Annotated in this window: 16 protein-coding genes; 12 read left to right on the top strand and 4 right to left on the bottom strand. The window is 37.2% G+C overall.

What is annotated here, in order from left to right:
* Positions 1 to 462 carry an Lrp/AsnC ligand binding domain-containing protein gene (locus EGI24_RS15590; RefSeq protein WP_255049419.1) on the bottom strand — a complete coding sequence of 154 codons (462 nt, stop codon included), beginning with the start codon at positions 460 to 462 and terminating at the stop codon, positions 1 to 3.
* A 573-nt stretch (positions 463 to 1035) separates the two neighbouring features.
* Between EGI24_RS15590 and EGI24_RS15595 the strand changes: the two genes are divergently transcribed.
* From EGI24_RS15595 to EGI24_RS15620, 6 genes are all read left to right on the top strand, one after another.
* Positions 1036 to 2283: a DUF819 domain-containing protein gene (locus EGI24_RS15595; RefSeq protein WP_255049420.1), complete on the top strand. Its 1248-nt coding sequence runs from the start codon at positions 1036 to 1038 to the stop codon at positions 2281 to 2283.
* Between the two features lie 57 nt (positions 2284 to 2340).
* Positions 2341 to 3828: a capsule assembly Wzi family protein gene (locus tag EGI24_RS15600; RefSeq protein WP_255049421.1), complete on the top strand. Its 1488-nt coding sequence runs from the start codon at positions 2341 to 2343 to the stop codon at positions 3826 to 3828.
* Between the two features lie 100 nt (positions 3829 to 3928).
* The gene (gene lepA, locus EGI24_RS15605) at positions 3929 to 5716 is read left to right on the top strand and encodes a translation elongation factor 4 (protein ID WP_255049422.1); all 1788 of its coding nucleotides are present in this window, start codon (positions 3929 to 3931) and stop codon (positions 5714 to 5716) included.
* A gap of 214 nt (positions 5717 to 5930) precedes the next feature.
* Positions 5931 to 7559 (top strand): 2-oxo acid dehydrogenase subunit E2, encoded by a 1629-nt coding sequence (locus EGI24_RS15610; RefSeq protein WP_255049424.1) that lies wholly within the window; start codon positions 5931 to 5933, stop codon positions 7557 to 7559.
* A 64-nt stretch (positions 7560 to 7623) separates the two neighbouring features.
* A complete protein-coding gene (hslV, locus tag EGI24_RS15615; protein WP_255049425.1) occupies positions 7624 to 8160 on the top strand; it encodes an ATP-dependent protease subunit HslV in 537 nt (178 codons plus the stop codon).
* Positions 8161 to 8223: 63 nt separating this feature from the next.
* Positions 8224 to 9093, top strand: coding sequence for a helix-turn-helix domain-containing protein (locus EGI24_RS15620; RefSeq protein ID WP_255049426.1), 870 nt, complete (start codon positions 8224 to 8226; stop codon positions 9091 to 9093).
* Here EGI24_RS15620 and EGI24_RS15625 read toward each other — a convergent pair.
* From EGI24_RS15625 to EGI24_RS15635, 3 genes are read right to left on the bottom strand one after another with little or no spacing between them, the layout of a single operon-like run.
* Complete coding sequence (locus EGI24_RS15625) at positions 9071 to 9778, bottom strand: hypothetical protein (protein WP_255049427.1); 708 nt, start codon at positions 9776 to 9778, stop codon at positions 9071 to 9073. The two genes, EGI24_RS15620 and EGI24_RS15625, sit on opposite strands and share 23 nt — an antisense overlap.
* Positions 9759 to 10814 (bottom strand): AMP-binding protein, encoded by a 1056-nt coding sequence (locus tag EGI24_RS15630; RefSeq protein WP_255049428.1) that lies wholly within the window; start codon positions 10812 to 10814, stop codon positions 9759 to 9761. The genes EGI24_RS15625 and EGI24_RS15630 overlap by 20 nt, the downstream gene beginning before the upstream one ends.
* Positions 10815 to 10817: 3 nt before the next feature.
* On the bottom strand, positions 10818 to 11276 hold the full coding sequence (locus tag EGI24_RS15635) for a ubiquinol-cytochrome c reductase iron-sulfur subunit (RefSeq protein WP_255049429.1): 459 nt from the start codon (positions 11274 to 11276) through the stop codon (positions 10818 to 10820).
* 178 nt (positions 11277 to 11454) lie between these two features.
* On the opposite strand from EGI24_RS15635, the gene EGI24_RS15640 reads away from it, so the two are divergent.
* From EGI24_RS15640 to thrS, 6 genes are all read left to right on the top strand, one after another.
* On the top strand, positions 11455 to 11904 hold the full coding sequence (locus EGI24_RS15640) for a DUF2452 domain-containing protein (protein WP_409035487.1): 450 nt from the start codon (positions 11455 to 11457) through the stop codon (positions 11902 to 11904).
* Between the two features lie 12 nt (positions 11905 to 11916).
* On the top strand, positions 11917 to 12327 hold the full coding sequence (locus tag EGI24_RS15645; RefSeq protein WP_255049430.1) for an EVE domain-containing protein: 411 nt from the start codon (positions 11917 to 11919) through the stop codon (positions 12325 to 12327).
* Positions 12317 to 13834, top strand: coding sequence for a hypothetical protein (locus EGI24_RS15650; protein WP_255049431.1), 1518 nt, complete (start codon positions 12317 to 12319; stop codon positions 13832 to 13834). The genes EGI24_RS15645 and EGI24_RS15650 overlap by 11 nt, the downstream gene beginning before the upstream one ends.
* A complete protein-coding gene (locus tag EGI24_RS15655; RefSeq protein ID WP_255049432.1) occupies positions 13831 to 15366 on the top strand; it encodes a hypothetical protein in 1536 nt (511 codons plus the stop codon). Before EGI24_RS15650 ends, EGI24_RS15655 begins: the two co-directional genes overlap by 4 nt.
* 102 nt (positions 15367 to 15468) lie before the next feature.
* Entirely contained in the window at positions 15469 to 16659 is a 1191-nt protein-coding gene (locus EGI24_RS15660) for a lipopolysaccharide assembly protein LapB (RefSeq protein WP_255049433.1), read from the top strand.
* Positions 16660 to 16663: 4 nt separating this feature from the next.
* On the top strand, positions 16664 to 18616 hold the full coding sequence (thrS, locus tag EGI24_RS15665) for a threonine--tRNA ligase (protein ID WP_255049434.1): 1953 nt from the start codon (positions 16664 to 16666) through the stop codon (positions 18614 to 18616).
* Positions 18617 to 18653 lie beyond the last annotated feature (37 nt).

The following is an 18653-nucleotide window of genomic DNA, read 5'->3' on the forward strand; positions in this document are numbered from 1 at the left end:
TTATATAATCGGTGCTGTTCTAGATAGACTTTCCTCTAACGAAATAAAAGTCTCTGTTCGTTGAATTCCTTGTACTTTTTGAATTTTATCGTGCAGTACATTCCTCAGATGGGCGGTATCTCTGCACATCAATTTTACAAATATACTATAATTTCCGGTGGTGTAGTTGATGCTTACTATCTCAGGAATCATTTTTAGTTGGTCTGCCACGTCGTCGTATTGTTCGCTTTTTTCGAGATAAATTCCCAAAAAAGCAGCTATATCCCAGCCGAGTTTCTTGGTATCTACACTGATACTGCTACCCGTAATTATGCCAGTCGATTCCATTTTTTTTACCCGTGTATGCACTGCCCCTGGCGACAAAAATACTTTTTCACCAATATCTCCGTAAGAAATCTTGGCGTCTTCTATCAATATTCTAAGAATCTTTAGGTCTATTTCGTCAATGTTTTCTTTTATCATCTAAAAAATGTTTAGTGAAAATGTAAGTTATAGGTATTTTTCTAAAATTTATTTAGTTTAATATCAAAAATACTAAACAAAATTATAAAATTTAAATAAAATAATAAATAATTTTTATCAAATCAAAAATTGGTATTACCTTTGTAATGTTTTCAAAGAGAGACGAAAACGATCTGAGTTCTTAATTATAATGTAGGATGACGAAATTGGCAGCCGTGCCCTCCTGTCTCGGGGGTGATGGTAACAGGATAAACGAAGAGTAAAGCCGAACAGGTTTTTTCAGTTCCGACTGGGGTTGACCACCAAATTTTGCTCTTTGGCTAACTGCATCGTGGGCGGTTCGACTCCCCCTCCTACAGCCATGCAAAGGGCGTGAAAAAGAAAAATGTTTTAATTATTTTTTTCATGCCCTTTTTTTTGCATATTTGTTTCAGAAAAATATTTTAACAAAAATATTATTTGGTTTTTAGTTTGTTGATGAAGTGTAATTGCGACACACAGTCTCATTTTGTAGATTGTGTGTTTTGTTTTTAGGGTATTTTAGAATGTGTATATTTGACAAAAAAATACCTTATGAAACCCGAAGCTATTATTACCAACGATGCTGTTGTGGCCGCTATTCTTTTCGCTCTTTTAATTTTTATTTTTCAATTGGCCAAGTCGTCCAATAAGCTCATAGAGGGTTTTTTCAAGATTTTTCCGCCTATATTATTGTGTTATTTTTTGCCAGGAGTACTCAATACTTTTGGGTTAATATCAGGAGAGAGTTCTGGTGTTTATCCATTTGTTTCTAAATATCTGTTACCTGCATGTTTATTGTTGTTTACGCTTAGCCTTGATGTGGAAATGCTCAAAAAACTTGGCTTAAAGGCTCTCTTGGTGTTTTTAGCCGGAACCTTGGGGGTAATAATTGGTGGACCATTGGCCGTTAAAATTGTGAGTAGCTTCAAGCCGGAGATTTTTTACACGGGCACTGAAAATGAAGTTTGGCGGGGATTGGGTACCATTGCCGGAAGCTGGATTGGGGGAGGTGCAAACCAAACTGCCCTTAAAGAAATTCTTCAGCCAAGTGCCTATGTTTTTTCTCAATGTGTTGCCGTAGATGTATTGGTGGCAGAAACTTGGTTGGCGGTTTTGTTGATTGGTGTGGTTAATAACCACAAAATCAATAAATGGTTAGGAGCCGATAGTGCTGTTGTGGAGGAAATGAAGGAAAAGATTTCTGCTTTAAAAGATCAAAAGGAGAGGATTCCTACTTTTGACGATTATCTCAAACTCACTGCAGTGGCATTTGTTTTTACTGGAATCTCGTATTTTTTAGCAGATATGATCTCGCCTTTTATAAAAGAAAATTATCCCTATCTCGAAAAATTCAGTTTGACTTCAAATTTTTTCTGGGTGGTGTTTTTTATTACAATTTTTGGAGTTTTAGTTTCTCGAACTAAACTTAGAGAGTTAGAATACGTGGGAGCTTCAAAAATAGGCACTTTGTTTTTGTATATCTTGGTGGCTTCTATAGGAATGCAAATGGATCTTTCAGCGGTAGCTGACAACAAATGGTTGTTTTTGGTAGGTTTAATTTGGATTTCTATTCATGTTATTTTTGTAGTTTTAGCTAGTAAACTCTTGAAAGCACCCTTTTTTATGTTAGCTGTTGGTTCTCAAGCTAATATCGGTGGAGCCGCCTCAGCCTCCGTGGTTGCGGGGGCTTTTCATCCTGCTTTGGTTCCGATTGGCGTTATTTTTGCAGTGCTGGGTTATGCCATTGGTACTTATGGTGGATATCTCACCGCACTCTTAATGCATTGGGTTTTGTCATAAATTTGGCTTGGTTTTTGTAAGATTTTTTCAGCCGATAAAAAGACTTTTCGGTATCATATGACAAAGAAATTACTGATAACCATACTCTTACTTACAATTGCTTCCTTGGGCAATTCATTCATTTATGCCCAAAAACCTCGAAAAGCCAATTATTCGGTCGAATTAGGTGGTTTTTACTCGATCAATAACAAAATCCCTTTTTGGCTTAGAAGCAACCAATTTGGTGCTTTGCCCAATACCGATAATACGGTTTTGTTTCGTCAGCATATCCAGTCTAAAAAGGATACCTCGAAGGCCAATTTTAAGGGTGAATATGGCTTTGATATGGCCTTGTTTGTAGGTTCACAAGCTAAAATAGTTATACCAGAAGCTTATTATAAACTGTATTACAAGAAGTTTGCATTGACTGCCGGACGTAAAAGACAAGTCCATGGTTTTGTAGACTCTACGCTGAGCAGCGGCTCTATCACTTGGTCAGGAAATTCGCTCCCACTGCCTGAAATCCAACTTTCAGTGCCAGAATATACGAAGGTTTTGTTTCCTTTTTTGAGTTTTAAAGGACATTTTTCTCATGCTTGGTTTGGAAACCAAACCAGTGTAAAAGGTTATTATTTACATCAAAAAAGCCTTTATGGCAGGATAGGCCGCCCCAATTCTAAAATTAAACTCTATGGTGGTGTTTTGCATCATGCACAATGGGGCGGTATACCAAAATATGGAATTCCAGATTGGGACACCCGATATGTAAATGGTAAATTTCCAACGGGATGGTATGTTTATCGAAATATTTTGTTGCCCTTCTCCAATCCGTCAAACGATTCCTTGGTTAATCCCAATACTAGCCCTTACGACTACGAAAATCGGTATGGGAATCATTTGGGTCAAATTGACATGGGAGGTGAACTTACACTCAAAAAAGCCAGGATGTTGTTTTATAAACAGATTATATTTGAAACTGGTCAGACTTTTAGTAGCCTCACAAACATAGACGATGGATTGTATGGTATCTCCATAACCTCTTTGAATCCCGAAAGTAAAGTGAATAAATTGGTGCTTGAGTTTGTTCACACCACAAACCAAGGTCTATATAGGTCTGGTTTGTTAAGACTAATTGGGTTTGAAGGAAAACATTATGGTCGAAATCAGAATTTTTATTTTAATCACGGACAATATTACGAAGGTTGGTCCTACAATGGTCTTACAATTGGTTCTCCATTTTTAATTCCCAATCCCGACATTCGTTATGAAAATAAAGATAACGGCTTAATACAACTTTATGCCAACAATAATAATATAAAAGCGGGCTATATAGGTATGACTAATAAGTTGAATACCATTCGGTTAGAGTCAAGGCTTTCGTTTAGTAGAAATTTTGGAACAGGCAATAATCCATTAAAGGCTGATCAGTTTTCCATTGCCACCAAGGCAGCCATTCCCGCCCCAAAACTCAAAGGGATTATCAATGTGGGTGTTGGGATTGAACAAGGTGACCTCATTTATGACAATTATGGAGCTTTTGTTTCTTTTAAAAAGATCTGGCAATAGTTGGTTTTTTCATAAAATATATTCATTTTTTCCACCGAATTTCTGCTTTTTTGTGCTATTTTTGCACCTCAATTTCATTGTTTGGATTAAATAATTTTTTGTGAAAAATATTCGTAATTTTTGTATAATAGCCCATATTGATCACGGAAAAAGCACACTTGCTGACCGATTATTAGAATTTACAGGTACTGTGACTGCTCGAGAAATGCAGGCTCAGTTGTTGGATGATATGGATCTTGAGAGAGAGAGAGGTATCACCATTAAGAGTCATGCAATTCAGATGGATTATGTTTTTAGGGGAGAAAAATACATACTCAACCTTATTGATACGCCTGGTCATGTTGACTTTAGTTATGAAGTTTCTCGTTCTATAGCTGCATGTGAGGGAGCCCTTTTAATAGTAGATGCCGCACAAGGTATTGAAGCTCAAACGATTTCGAATCTTTTCTTGGCTTTAGAGCATAATTTGGAAATTATCCCAGTAATCAATAAAATTGATTTGCCTGGGGCCATGATAGAGGAAGTAAAAGATCAAATAGTTGACCTTATTGGAATTGATCCTGATGGTATCGTTTTGGCAAGTGCAAAAGAGGGCATAGGTATAGATGATATACTTACGGCCATTATTGACAGAGTTCCAGCACCTGTAGGTGATCCAAAGGCCGAACTTCAGGGATTGATTTTCGACTCGGTTTTTAACTCTTATAGAGGGATAGAAGTAATTTTTAGGGTAAAAAATGGTACAATCCGAAAGGGAGATAAAGTAAAATTTGTCGCTACTGGAAAAGAGTACATTGCTGACGAAATTGGTAGCCTGAAACTCAAAAAACAACCAAAAGATGTAGTTGAGTGTGGAGATGTAGGATATTTGATTTCTGGAATTAAAGTAGCCAAAGAAGTTAAGGTAGGAGATACCATCACGCATGTAGACAGGCCGTCGACCGAAGAAATTCAAGGATTTGAAGAGGTGAAGCCAATGGTTTTTGCGGGTATTTATCCAGTAGATACTACTGATTTTGAAGAGCTTAGAGAGTCTATGGAAAAACTTCAGCTCAATGATGCCTCACTTATTTGGGAACCTGAAACTTCTGCCGCTTTAGGGTTCGGTTTCAGGTGCGGTTTCCTAGGTATGTTGCACATGGAAATCGTGCAAGAACGTTTAGAGCGGGAATTCGATATGACTGTAATTACGACAGTTCCTTCGGTAAGATTTACTGTTAAAACCAGAAAAGGTGAAGTTCTACAGGTTTCTGCTCCTTCCGAAATGCCCGATCCTAACTTGGTAGTTTCTATAGAAGAACCTTATATCAAAGCTCAAATTATTACTGCTTCAGATTACGTTGGGCCAATCATGAAACTTTGTATGGAAAAAAGAGGCGAGGTGAAAAACCAAGTTTACCTTACTTCAACAAGGGTAGAATTGACTTTTGATATGCCGCTTTCTGAGGTTGTATTTGACTTTTTTGATAGATTAAAAACAATTTCTCGTGGATACGCTTCTCTAGATTATTCATTGATAGGCTACCGAGAATCTGCCCTGGTAAAACTCGATGTTTTATTGAACGGAGACCCAGTGGATGCACTTTCGGCTATTGTTCATAGAGACAAGGCTTACGATTGGGGTAAAAAGTTATGTGAAAAACTTAAAGAACTTTTGCCTCGTCAACAGTTTGAGATTGCCATTCAAGCGGCTATTGGTGCAAAAATTATTGCCAGAGAGACCGTAAAGGCCATGAGAAAAGACGTAACAGCCAAATGTTATGGCGGTGATATAAGTAGAAAGCGTAAGCTGTTAGAAAAGCAGAAAAAAGGAAAGAAAAGAATGCGTCAAATTGGTAATGTTGAAGTACCGCAGGAAGCATTTATGGCTGTTTTGAAAATTAACTAAAAGAGAATCTAAATTTCAATCCCTTTTAGTTGATGTAAAGTGTTACGATGGAGTCAGTCGTTTTTTTAGATTGATTTCTTAAAGCAAGTTTTCTGAGCAATATTTCAGAATAAAATAGGATAGAATATTAAAATATAAAAAAGTTTTTAGGGAACTTTGAGACGAAAATCAATTTTAACCTAATACAGTTAATTCTAAGCAAAAAATAAAAGATATGGCAGAAGTTATCAAAATGCCCAAAATGAGCGATACCATGGAAGAAGGCGTTATAGCCGCATGGAATGTCAAAGTGGGTGATGTCGTAAAATCTGGTGATATTTTGGCGGAAGTAGAAACCGACAAAGCCACCATGGACATGGAGTCTTATTATGATGGTACGATATTGTATATTGGTGTAGAAAAAGGAAAGGCGGTGCCTATAGATGCAGTTATTGCAGTTATAGGTGCTCCAGGAGAAGACTATCAAGCACTTTTAAGTGGTGCACCTGCTCCTGCTGCTGTAGAAGCTGCTCCAGTAGCAGAAGTTGTTGCACCAGTTGCGGCAGCAGCCATTGATACTTCGAACATAAAAGCCACCGTTGTTCAAATGCCACTTTTGAGTGACACCATGACCGAAGGTGTGATCCATAAATGGTTGAAAAAAGTTGGGGATTCTGTAAAGGCTGGCGATATGTTGGCCGAAATAGAAACCGACAAAGCCACGATGGAAATAGAAGCTTATGAGGACGGTAAATTATTATATATTGGAGTAAAAGAGGGTGAAGCTGCTCCGGTTAATTCAGTAATTGCCGTTATTGGAGAAGAAGGTGCAGATTTTGAAACTTTGATAAAAGCACAAAGTGCTCCAAAAGCCACAACGGCTGCACCAGCACCAGAAGCTCCTAAAGTAGCTGCTGCTCCTGCTGCCACTACTCCAACACCTACCTCTGCTCCAATTTCAGCACATGTTGTTGAAACTCAAAGTTCTGATGGAAGAATTCTTGCTTCACCTTTGGCTAAAAGTTTGGCCAAAGAAAAAGGTATTAATATAGGTGATGTGAAAGGCTCTGGCGAAGGTGGTAGAATAGTTAAAGCTGATGTAGATGGATATGTTCCTTCAGCTAAGCCTCAAGCCACTTCAGCGGTGGGTACTTCGGCACCTTCTGTTTCAGGTGTAGAAAGCTTTGAAGAAACAGGACTTACACAAATGCGTAAAGCCATAGCCAGAAGTTTGGCAGATTCACAATCTACAGCGGTTGATTTTTCACTAACCATGGAAATCAACATGGACAAGTCTATAGAAGCTCGTGGAATCATGAACGAAGCGTCGCCAGTGAAGATATCATTCAACGACATGGTATTAAAAGCTTGTGGTGTGGCCTTGAAAAAACATCCAAATGTGAATTCATCTTGGAGAGGAGATAGTATTCGTAAAAATAACCACGTACATATCGGTATGGCAGTGGCCATTCCAGAAGGTTTGATAGTTCCAGTGATTCGTTTTGCTGATACATTGTCTTTGTCTGTGTTGGCAGCCACTACCAAAGATTTGGGTGGAAAAGCTAAAAATGGCAAATTGCAACCTGCTGATTGGGAAGGTAATACCTTTACAGTAAGTAACTTAGGCATGTTTGGAATTGAGCAATTTACCTCAATCATTAACAATCCGAAAAATGAATCGTGTATTCTTTCTGTAGGAGGAATTAAAGAAACGGTGGCAGTGAAAAATGGACAGTTTTATGCTACAAATGTGATGAAGGTAACTTTGACATGTGACCACAGAGTGGTAGATGGAGCTACAGGAGCTGCATTTTTAGTGACGCTTAAAGAGCTATTGGAGCAACCTTACAAACTTTTGGTTTAAAATAATACGAAATAAATTGAATCCCTTCGCATATATTTCGGAGGGATTTATTTTTTTATAAACAATGGAAAAAATTAAATCAACAACTGTCCTAGGTATTCTGCACAATGGGAAAATAGCCTTGGGGGCAGACGGACAAGCTACGATGGGCAATACCGTCGCTAAGTCTAATGTAAAGAAAATTAGAAGACTCGCTGGTGGAAAAATATTGGCGGGTTTTGCCGGTTCTACTGCCGATGCATTTACTCTCATCGAGAAATTCGAGGAGAAAATAAACAGCTATGGTGGCAATATGAAACGTGCAGCCATTGAATTGGCCAAAGATTGGAGAACCGACCGTTATTTGCGAAGATTAGAAGCCATGATGATTGTGGCGAATGCTGAAGAGATGTTGATAATATCAGGAACTGGCGATGTATTAGAGCCTGATAATAATGTGGCAGCTATTGGCTCAGGAAGTATGTATGCTCAGTCTGCAGCATTGGCATTGAAAAAACATGCTCCTCATCTTACTGCGGAAGAAATGGTGAAAGAAGGCTTAACCATTGCTGCCGATATTTGTATTTATACCAACCACAATTTGGTCATAGAAACGATTTAAATTTTAGCAAAATCTTTTCTTTTGCTTTTTATACAATATATTTGATTTTATTATTCTTTATAAATGCCTTTAGTTAACGAAAATATCAAAGTATTACGCAAACGCATGGGAATGACCCAAGAGAAGTTTGCTGAGGTTTTGGGTATAAAACGTTCGTTGATAGGTGCTTATGAAGAAAATAGGGCAGTGCCGCCTGCTGAAAACTTAAATAAGATTTCTAGAGTTTTTGGAATTACCCTCGATCAGCTCATAAATTATTCTTACGAGAGAGAATTCAATAAAAGGCCAGAAACCAATTCTTTTAATACCGTTCAAAAAGAAGAATTGCCTTTTCCAATAGAGAAACGTCCTGTTTTTCAGCATACCAATAGAGAGATTTCAACTGTTCAATCTTCTTTGTTTGAGCCAGCTAAACCGGTCTCTGTAAATGTGGTTTCAGCAAAATCGAAAGAAATTAAATATATAAATGCCAATCTCTTTGAGAAATATCTCAACGAGGAAAACTTTGAACAATATTTCGAGAATCTGCCTTCCATAAGTCTGCCCTTTTTTATACAAGAAAATCTCCGTGCTTTTGATGCTCCAGTTGATTTTCCTTTAGAAAACTGTATTCTTATAGCTGAAAAAGTATTAGATTTTAATCAGATAGTAGAAGGCGAAAATCACTTGATTATAAGTAAGTTGGGTGGTTTCAAGTATCGCAGGTTATATAATCAGATTCATATAAAAGGGGTTTTGTTGACCAGTTCAGACAATGCCAATACACAAAGTCACGAAATAAAAGCTTCTGAAATAAAAGAAATTTGGAAGCCTATAAGTTATATCAGCAAGGCTATGCCGCTTCCAGATATTTCTCTAGAAAACATTCAGGATAAAGTAGATAGTCTAAAAACTGAGCTTGATTTTATTCTTAGTTTTCGAGCCAAGAAGTAATTTTTGAGGGTTTGGTCAAGTAAGATTTTCCCAGTTCAAACCAATATTCGTCTCCAAAATTCAGAAACAAACCAGTCTTTTTTGGAACCTTTTCAGTAGCTTTTTCATAATCAAACTCAGCAGAATAAAAGTCTTTTAGCAATGGCTTTAGTTTTGCCCATGGCAATTGACTTTGCTTTTCCGAACTTTCTATGGTTAGCGATTTATATTCAAAAGTCCCCTTGATTTTATATTCTTTTTGAGCATCATTGTCTGCTCTTATCACAGTGATTTGTAATGGATTTTCTAACTTATTTTGTTCAACTACAGCTTGTTGTAGCTCTTCTATGAACTCTTTCCAGGGTTTAGTATTCTTGGGGTAGAAGTTTTCTGCTTCGATTTCTATATCCCAAAATTCTTGGTCATCTTCCAGTTCTTTTGGATACGTTTTTTCTGTCTTTTTTACCAATCCTTGCAATTGCTCATTCCAAACTAAAGGCAATTTGCCCGAAAGCAAAAGATTGTCGTCCATCGAAAAACCTTCATCTAATATTTCTTCTTCACTCAGTTGGTCTCTGTCCAGATAGTCAAGTTCAAATTTATAGTCTAAGGTGCTCTGACCAAATGAAAAAATGGCCTCTATGGCATGAGCATATGGTGCAGGTATCAATGCAGAGGTTTGGAATCTAAGAATTAAGGATTTCATCAATGGTTTTGCGTTTGTCAACTTTTGAAGAGGAGGTTTCAGAGAATTTCTTTACAAAATAAATTTCTTTTGGAACCTCAAATTTACTCAATATAGTCGACAATTGCTCTTTAGAAATTCGCTTTTCTTCGGATTCTACAATTAAAACCAATTTTTGACCCAGTTGCTGGTCAGGTATTCCAAAACAAAAATACCTGCTTTCTATTTTAATATTTTCTTCAATTTTCCTTTCAATTTCCTCTAATTGAATCTTAACTCCTCCGCTATTGATGATATTGTCGAACCTTCCAATGAGTTTAAATGTCTTATTTTCAATAATTTCTACAATATCATTGGTTGTTATCCATTCAAAATCTGTTGTGGGCGATTTTATCATTAAACACCCAGCATCGTTCAGTTTGATTTCAACACCTTCCAAGGTATTAAATGTATCTTCTTCTAAACGGATGTTTTTTATCGCTATGTGGCTGATGGTTTCGGTCATGCCATAGGTTTCGAACACGGGCAGATAAAGATCTGCAATTTTGGCTTTTAGTTCCTTATTCAGGGCCGCTCCACCCACCAAAATCGTCTTTGCAGTTTTTAGAATTTGAATGTATTTCTCATTTTCTAATAGTTTTTGAAGTTGCAAGGGCACAAATGCAAAGACATTTCGACCTCTATTGTCTGAGAAGAGATAATTTAGATTGCCAAGTTTTTCTAATGGGTCAGCACTAGGCTCCACCAGCATCAACTCGCCTTTGAGCCTTTGCGAACGCAACAACATCATCAGACCAGCAATATTTTCAATATTTAAGCAGCAAAAAAACAAATGGCCATCATCTAAATCAAATGCCTTTTTGGTCATTTCTATAGAGGCTTCTATTAATTCTCTTTTTAGATGTATGGTTTTTGGAATTCCAGTAGAACCGCTTGTTTTTATTTCAAATGCAGTCTCACCGAAATTCCAATCGTCCAATATCTGCATGGCTTTTTTGTAATATACGTTGCCACTTTCGGTATTTATAAGCTCGCCTTCTTTTGAAAAATATAGCATATTTTATTCAAACACGCGAATGGTGTTGGTATTGGCAGAGAAGGTTACATTATATTTCGTCAGAGCAGAAGTTGCTGGAGATTTTGTCACTGCACCAGTAGCACTAAATGTAGATTGATGGTTTGGGCACAGAAAGTCATTTGAGTTAGCTCTATAATTTATGGTAGTACCTTCATGTGTACACGCCGATGAAACGGCTATCCAAGTATCCGCCAAAGTCCTGGCAATGATTACTTTTTTACTCGAAACCACCAAAAAGCCTCCTTTGGTTAATAATGCGGTGTTTCCAGATGCAGAAATGTCTATTGAAAAATCTAATTTATCAGTATTGGTTATTGGGTTAGGATCCGGTATTTCAGTTTCCGAGCAACTTTGAAGGCAGTTCATAAGCATAATAGCTCCAAATCCCATTCCTACTTGTTTGAGGAAGTCTTTTCTGTCGATAGTTGAGTTGTTAGTCATTGTTTTTTGATAAATTTTAGATTTTGTAAAGATAAAATATTGTATACGTAAAACGGCGATTTATAGTTGAAATATTCTTTTGGAAACATTGTTTTTAACGTTTAACAAAGATTCCTTATTTTTACAACGAGAAAACATTTCTATTTCAATACGGTTTATCCAATAAAAAAATACAATTGTGAGCGACGCTTTAGACAAAAAAAATGTTTCTAGAAACCCCGGCTTGATTGGCTACGCCCATACTGCCGGTAGTGCGGTAATTAGGCCAGAAGACATGGGGAAAGTAAAGGGGAAGGCTCAAATGGCCATGCGGCAGCAGACGCAAGACTCCTTACAAAAAATATACCGACAAATTGAACTATTGGGTAAGCAAGCTCAGGAAATTAATAATCGTATAGAGATTTCTGAGCGAATTTATGATGCTCAAATGAGTTTTGAACCTATAATTAATCATACCTATTATCTATATGAAAGGCCAGATGGAGGAGATGTGCTTTCTATGGTTGGGCAAAACGAGTGGGGTAGGAAATTTCCATTTACGAGGTTTTTAGCCAAAGTGTATTTGTTGGCCGATCATACCTGGAAGGTGGAATTTATGAACGAAGAAGAAATTGATGTAGAATTATAATCGTGGGTATTTATGAATTATTGGTTAGTAAAATCGGAGCCGTTTAAATTTTCTTGGGACTTTTTCGTTAGTAAAGGTGGAGATATGTGGGATGGAGTCAGGAATTATGCGGCAAGGCTAAACCTTGTGGCCATGAAAGAAGGTGATTTGGTGCTTTTTTATCATTCAAACGAAGGTTTGGAGGTAGTAGGAATAGCCAAGGTAGCCAAAGAACATTATCCTGACCCAACCGCTGAAGACCCAAGGTGGGTAGTGGTGGATTTGGTGCCCGTTGAAAAACTGCCGAAATCTGTCTCTTTAAAGACAATTAAAACAGATCCAATTCTTCAAAATATGGCCATGGTAAAGCTTTCAAGGCTTTCGGTTGTACCGGTCAAAGTTGAAGAATTTGACAGAATTATGGAACTAGCAAATGAAATTTAAACTTTTTGTATTCTTCGTATTAAGTTTTCTGGGTGTTGCAGCCCAAAACATGGTTCAGATTGGCATTCAGGGAGCCAATAACCAGGTAAGGATTGTGAATTTGAAACAAAATGGGCTCATTTTACTTGATAAATCCAACGCAGGGCTTTTAAAAATAAAGAAAATAGACAAAGACCTTAATGTGGCTTGGGAGGTAGAAACAGACATATCTAATAGGGTGAATTTTTTAGACGAGTTTTATGATGGCAAATTCCTTTATCTTCTTCTCGAGCAGAAGAATTCAATCAATTATCAATTGTTGAAGATTTCTACATCTTTTGCAGCTGTGCAAAAGTCAACTATAAAAACGGTCAATGGTTTTGCGATGAGTCACTTTGTGGCTTCGAATGATGGAGTTTGTTTGGGAGGTTCAGTGAAAAGTGAACCATTTCTGATTTTTATAGAGAACGATACCAATGCTCCGAAGTATTATTCTAGCAATTTGAAAGGTGAAACTTTGATTCAGTCAATAGATTTGAGCAACGATGGATTGGTCATTTCATTTCTAAACAAACAGAAAAAAAGTACACAGATATTTTTCAGAGAATATTTCTTCTCCGGAAAAATAAAAAAGTCAACACCGATATTGGCTTCTGAGCCTTATACTTTTCTTTCAGCTAAATTTTTCAACTCTAAAAACAAAAGACTGCTTGTTGGAAACTACGGAATTGGCAAAGCTAATAGCGACGGTTCACAAAGTTCCCAAGGCATTTATGTGGCTGATTTAGAGCGACTAAAAGATATCAAATATTATAGTTTTGATAAGTTTCAGAACTTCTTTGGATTCCTGAACGAGCGGCAAAAAGAGAAGCTTGAAAAGCAAGTAAAGAGAAAAAAAGACAAAGGTTCAGAGTATAATTTTAATTACCGTTTGCATATCAACGAGCTCATTCCATCAGGAGACGATTTGTTGATTTCTTCGGAGGTTTTTGTGCCAGAATTTCGAAACAATTCTCTGAATTCACCACTCTATAGCAGTCCGTTTTTCTATCCAACCTCTGTTTGGGGACGTCAGTATATCAACAATTATTACTGGATGAACAGCCCATCTATGTGGGGATACCGCAATCGGAATTCTTCCATTTTTGATGGATTTAAATACATTGAGGGCGTTGTAATTGCCATTGATGGCAATGGAAAACTTAAATGGGACAATTCAGTTCAATACAAAAACCTGAAATATTATAACCTAAGGCCACACATAAAAGTGAGTCAAGCCGGAACCAATACGTTTCTCTCCTACACAAATGCCGAAAAACTAAACATCAAAGAGTTTACAAATACAGGTGAAATGCTTCAAAATGAGTCATTTGAGAAAAATAGTCCAGAGATTTTTCAGAAAAGCCGAAAGTCAGAATTTGAAAATTTCGAACATTGGTATGACAATTACTTTTTCAATTGGGGAATTATAAAAAACAACGATTCCAATTTCAGACAGACTTGTTTTATCCAAAAAATTGCCCAGTGAGACTTTTATTGCTTCTATTTTTGTTTTCAGTGAATCTGTCAGCTCAGATTATTCAAAATGTTGAATTAGAAGTAGTAGGCAAACCATCATGGCAAAATATTATTCCAATGGGTAAAAACGGCCTGATGCTTTTTGTAAAAACCGACCAAGCAAAAGCAAAGGCAGTGATGTATGATATTGATTTGCAAAAAAAATGGGAGACTGAAGTTTTTTTGGACGTCGAACGTGCACCAACAGCTTTTACTTTTGATCAACAGCAAATCACTTTTTTGTTTAGAGAAACCAGCGGAATGTACTATCAAGTGTTGATTTTTGACTTGTTAACGGGTACTTTCAAAAATAAAGGTTTTGAAATTAGGGATTTTTTTGACGACCAAAGTTATGTTTTTTTGAAAAATAAAGTCATGCTCGCAGGGGCCACCAAAACAGGTGCAGCGTTTTATACTTACGATTTTCTTTCTGAAGAAGGTAAAATGATTCAGCTAGAAATTAAAGGTAAGGTGGCTTTGCAGGAAATGAATTATGAAGAAAAAACCGGCAAAATTCACAGTATCTGGTCAGTGAAAGAAATGGCATATTCCAATGCCAAAAAGAAGAAAGGCGAATACATAAAAGATGCTTTTTTGAATATTTCTGTATTTGATACTTTTGCCAATATTTTGGAAAGTAGCAAGATATCCCAAAAATTCGGGAATTTTCCTATGACTGCAAAAAGTGTAGTGTTATCGAACAAATCAAGGGCAATTGTTGGTACATATCAGGCCAAAACCGGAGAAAGAGGCCTATTTTATTTGCCCGATTATAAGGAAAATTCGACCAATATTACTTTTAAATCTTTCACTGATTTGCTTAAAGGGCAGCCTGAAATATCTCAAGAAGATCTCCAAAAATTACTAAAGGAGTATTCCTTTCTAATGCATGAGCCTATTTTCAACAATCAAAGCCTAACGCTTGGTGGCGTTTTTTATAAGCCAGAATTTAGGACGGTTTCACAACAGGTTTATAATCCCTACGATAATTTTTCGCCAAATAGAACTTCAGGTTTTGGAAGGTCAAGTACTAGAAGCCAAACTATTTTTTCAGGTTATAACTATTCTGTTGGTTTTATAGCCAATGTGCAGATCAACAGCAGCTCTTTCTTTTCAAATCGAATAGATATAAAACAAATGAGTCCCCAAATCAGACAGCCATTGAGCTTTAACCATGCTGGTTCAGTAGCGTATTGTGTGAGAGGGAATTTAGCAACTAAGAACTTTAATATCGGTACCAAACCAATTTTGTATAAATTGTCTGATGAAGAACAAACAGTAGCCAATCAGTCGTTTTTGCCATCATTTCAAGAAGTTAAGTTTTGGTATGATAATTACTTCATAGCCAATGGTTCAAAAAACAAGTTAGAGGTTTTGAAGCTTCCTAAAGGAGAAAAAGCGGTTAGCAAAAAACAAAAGAAGAAACAAATTCCAACTTTTACTCAAGTCAGAAAAACAATCTATCTTACTAAAATAGCTTCAGGCACCTACAGTCAAAATTGATTATCCACCTTTATCGTAGTTTTATTGAAAGTTTGCAGGTATTTACTTCCCATTTTGTTAAAAAATTCGGATTTTTGCGGTTCAATTTTTAGTGTTCCCCTTATGAGGTACGTTTTGTTTTTATGTTTTCTCACACTTTTTGCTTGTGCCGACCACTCTCGGGAGGGTTATGATATTCCTTTGGCACAAAAACAAAACGAAGAAAACCAAAACTTGGCGGCATTGAGCATCCTCTCTGATGCCATCAAAAATAATCCGAGTGAGCCTGATAATTATTATAAGAGGGCAGTGCTTCATTATAAAATAGAAAACTATAAAGATGCATTGGTAGACATTACGCGTGCAGAGCGATTAAATCCAAACTCTGGATTGTTTCTGTACCAAAAAGCTAAAATTCAACAGGTTTTGAATGAAAAGGGAGCTTTGAAAAACGCCTTGGATGCGGAAAGTCAAGATTTTAGTTCTCCTGAGTTGTTTGTACTAATAGCAGATTTGTATCTAAAGGAAAAAAAATTAGGCATGGCTCAGCAATATATGCAAAAGGCAGAGACTGTCTATCCCTATAATTCTGAGTTGTTTTTGGCAAAAGGCAAGTACTATGCTTTGCAGGGAGATACAGCCACGGCAATAAACAATTACAAACGTGCATTGGTACTAAAGCCACATGGTTTTGAATCTTATGACCACCTGATAAAGATTTTTAACAGTGCTCATTTGGTAGATTCGGCCTTGACGTATAATGAGCGAGCTTTGAAGAAATTCCCTAAAAAGAGAGAATTGGTATTCAATAAAGCTCAAATATTAGAGAATGTTGGTGCTTTGGATAGTGCTACCAAAGTATATCAAGTGTTTTTGAGGTTGGAGCCTGATCGTTACGATGTGTTAGAAAAAGTGGGTGATATTTATTTAAGGAAGAAAAATTATGCGGCAGCATTTTTGATTTATGATAAATGGGGCAAAGCTGTTCCTGATAATGAGAAAGCCTATTTGAAGGCCTCATCGTGTTATGAGTTGCAAAAAAGATTTACAAATGCAAAGTCTTATTTAGAACAAGCGTTAGATAAAATGCCCAATAGTAAAATTTTGTTGGCCCAGCTCAACAGCGTTACCTATCAAATAGAAGCCCAAAATAGCATTTATGAAAATAATTCAGAGCAATACCTTACTCGGAAACGTAAACCTGAAGAAGAAGTAAAGCCCGAGCCCCAAAGGAGAATATTTGATATAGGAAATATAGAAAAAATACAAAAAAGGAGTCAAATAACAATTGGTAAAGATACCACTAGAAATTAAGAATATGATGATCAGCGTTACACTGCCAGATGGCAGCAAAAGAGAATATCAGAATGGAGCCACTCCAATGGACGTGGCCTTATCTATAAGCGAGGGATTGGCTAGAAACGTGTTGGCAGCTAAAGTTGATGGACAGGTGGTTGACTTAAACATGCCATTGGAGAAAAGTGTCGAACTACAATTATTGACTTGGAATGATACCGAGGGTAAATCTACATTTTGGCATTCATCGGCTCACTTGATGGCGGAGGCTTTGGAAGTATTGTATCCCGGCGTCAAGTTTTGGGTTGGACCACCAGTGGAAAACGGATTTTATTACGACATAGACACGGGCGAAAAGAGCATCTCTTCAGACGATTTCAAAATGATTGAAGACAAAATGTTGGAATTGGCCCGTCAAAAAAACGAGTTTAAAAGAATTCCAATTACCAAAGCCGATGCCTTGAAGTACTTTGGTGATAAAGGAGACGAATACAAATTGGATTTACTTTCAGGCTTAGAGGATGGAAATATTACTTTGTATCAACAAGGTAATTTCACGGATTTGTGCCGTGGACCACATATACCGAACACAGGATTTATAAAGGCAGCCAAAATAATGAATGCTGCTGCGGCATATTTCAAAGGCGACCAAAATAATAAAATGCTTACGCGTATTTACGGAGTAACATTTCCAAAAGCCAAAGAACTCGAAGAATATTTGACGCTTTTAGAAGAAGCCAAACGTCGTGATCACCGAAAGTTAGGTGCTGAACTTGAGTTTTTTACGTTTTCGGAGAAGGTTGGAAAAGGCCTTCCGCTTTGGTTGCCAAAAGGTGCCATGCTGAGAGAGCGTTTGGAGAATTTCCTTAAAAAAGCTCAATTAAGATCGGGATATTTGCCAGTTGTGACTCCTCACATTGGCAGCAAAGCTTTGTATGTGACTTCTGGCCATTGGGAAAAGTACGGTGAGGATTCGTTCCAACCCATCAAAACGCCAGAAGAAGGGGAGGAGTTTATGCTTAAACCCATGAATTGTCCACATCACTGCGAAATTTACAAATCAAAGCCTCGTAGCTACAGAGATTTGCCACTTCGCTTGGCGGAGTTTGGTACGGTTTATCGTTACGAGCAAAGCGGCGAACTTCACGGCTTAACTCGTGTACGTGGATTTACACAAGACGATGCCCATATTTTCTGTGCAAACGACCAAGTGGAGGCCGAGTTTATGAAAGTAATTGACTTGGTACTTTATGTATTCAAATCGCTCGGTTTCGACGATTACAGTGCTCAGGTTTCATTGAGAAGTAAAGAGAAAAGCTCAAAATATATTGGTTCTGATGAAGATTGGGACAAAGCAGAGTCGGCCATCATAAAAGCAGCTGACGAAAAAGGACTTAAAACCGTTGTAGAATATGGTGAAGCTGCTTTTTATGGTCCAAAGCTAGACTTCATGGTCAAAGACGCCCTGGGTCGTAAATGGCAGTTGGGTACTATTCAGGTAGATTACCAATTACCCAACAGATTTGAATTGGAATATACAGGTGCAGACAATCAGAAACATAGACCTGTCATGATTCACCGAGCACCATTTGGATCAATGGAAAGATTCATCGCCATTTTGATAGAAAATACGGCAGGTAATTTCCCTTTCTGGTTGTCTCCAGAGCAGATTGCCGTTTTGCCGATTTCTGAGAAATACGAAGATTACGCCAACGAAGTGTTTTTGAGTTTACAAGAACATGACATCAGGGGATATGTGGATCACCGTTCAGAAAAAATTGGCAGGAAAATTCGTGATGCTGAAGTGGCTAAAGTGCCTTTAATGCTCATTATTGGTGAAAAAGAAGCCGCCGAAGGCAAAATATCACTAAGAAAAAAGGGTGAGGGTGATTTGGGCAGTTTCACTGTCGATGAGTTTGTGGCATTTGCCAAAGCAGAAATAAATAAAAATATACCAACTTTTGGTAAAAATTGAAAAGTAAATAATAAATTTGATGAAATTTTAAGTTGTA

The organism is Lacihabitans sp. CS3-21 (genome assembly GCF_024343675.1).
Classification (GTDB): domain Bacteria; phylum Bacteroidota; class Bacteroidia; order Cytophagales; family Spirosomataceae; genus Leadbetterella.

What these genes read in the sequence shown, in the direction of transcription:
- EGI24_RS15590 (WP_255049419.1), bottom strand. Translation starts at nt 462, where the DNA reads ATGATAAAAGAAAACATTGACGAAATAGACCTAAAGATTCTTAGAATA.
- EGI24_RS15595 (WP_255049420.1), top strand. Translation starts at nt 1,036, where the DNA reads ATGAAACCCGAAGCTATTATTACCAACGATGCTGTTGTGGCCGCTATT.
- EGI24_RS15600 (WP_255049421.1), top strand. Translation starts at nt 2,341, where the DNA reads ATGACAAAGAAATTACTGATAACCATACTCTTACTTACAATTGCTTCC.
- EGI24_RS15610 (WP_255049424.1), top strand. Translation starts at nt 5,931, where the DNA reads ATGGCAGAAGTTATCAAAATGCCCAAAATGAGCGATACCATGGAAGAA.
- hslV (WP_255049425.1), top strand. Translation starts at nt 7,624, where the DNA reads ATGGAAAAAATTAAATCAACAACTGTCCTAGGTATTCTGCACAATGGG.
- EGI24_RS15620 (WP_255049426.1), top strand. Translation starts at nt 8,224, where the DNA reads ATGCCTTTAGTTAACGAAAATATCAAAGTATTACGCAAACGCATGGGA.
- EGI24_RS15625 (WP_255049427.1), bottom strand. Translation starts at nt 9,778, where the DNA reads ATGAAATCCTTAATTCTTAGATTCCAAACCTCTGCATTGATACCTGCA.
- EGI24_RS15630 (WP_255049428.1), bottom strand. Translation starts at nt 10,814, where the DNA reads ATGCTATATTTTTCAAAAGAAGGCGAGCTTATAAATACCGAAAGTGGC.
- EGI24_RS15635 (WP_255049429.1), bottom strand. Translation starts at nt 11,276, where the DNA reads ATGACTAACAACTCAACTATCGACAGAAAAGACTTCCTCAAACAAGTA.
- EGI24_RS15645 (WP_255049430.1), top strand. Translation starts at nt 11,917, where the DNA reads ATGAATTATTGGTTAGTAAAATCGGAGCCGTTTAAATTTTCTTGGGAC.
- EGI24_RS15650 (WP_255049431.1), top strand. Translation starts at nt 12,317, where the DNA reads ATGAAATTTAAACTTTTTGTATTCTTCGTATTAAGTTTTCTGGGTGTT.
- EGI24_RS15660 (WP_255049433.1), top strand. Translation starts at nt 15,469, where the DNA reads ATGAGGTACGTTTTGTTTTTATGTTTTCTCACACTTTTTGCTTGTGCC.
- thrS (WP_255049434.1), top strand. Translation starts at nt 16,664, where the DNA reads ATGATGATCAGCGTTACACTGCCAGATGGCAGCAAAAGAGAATATCAG.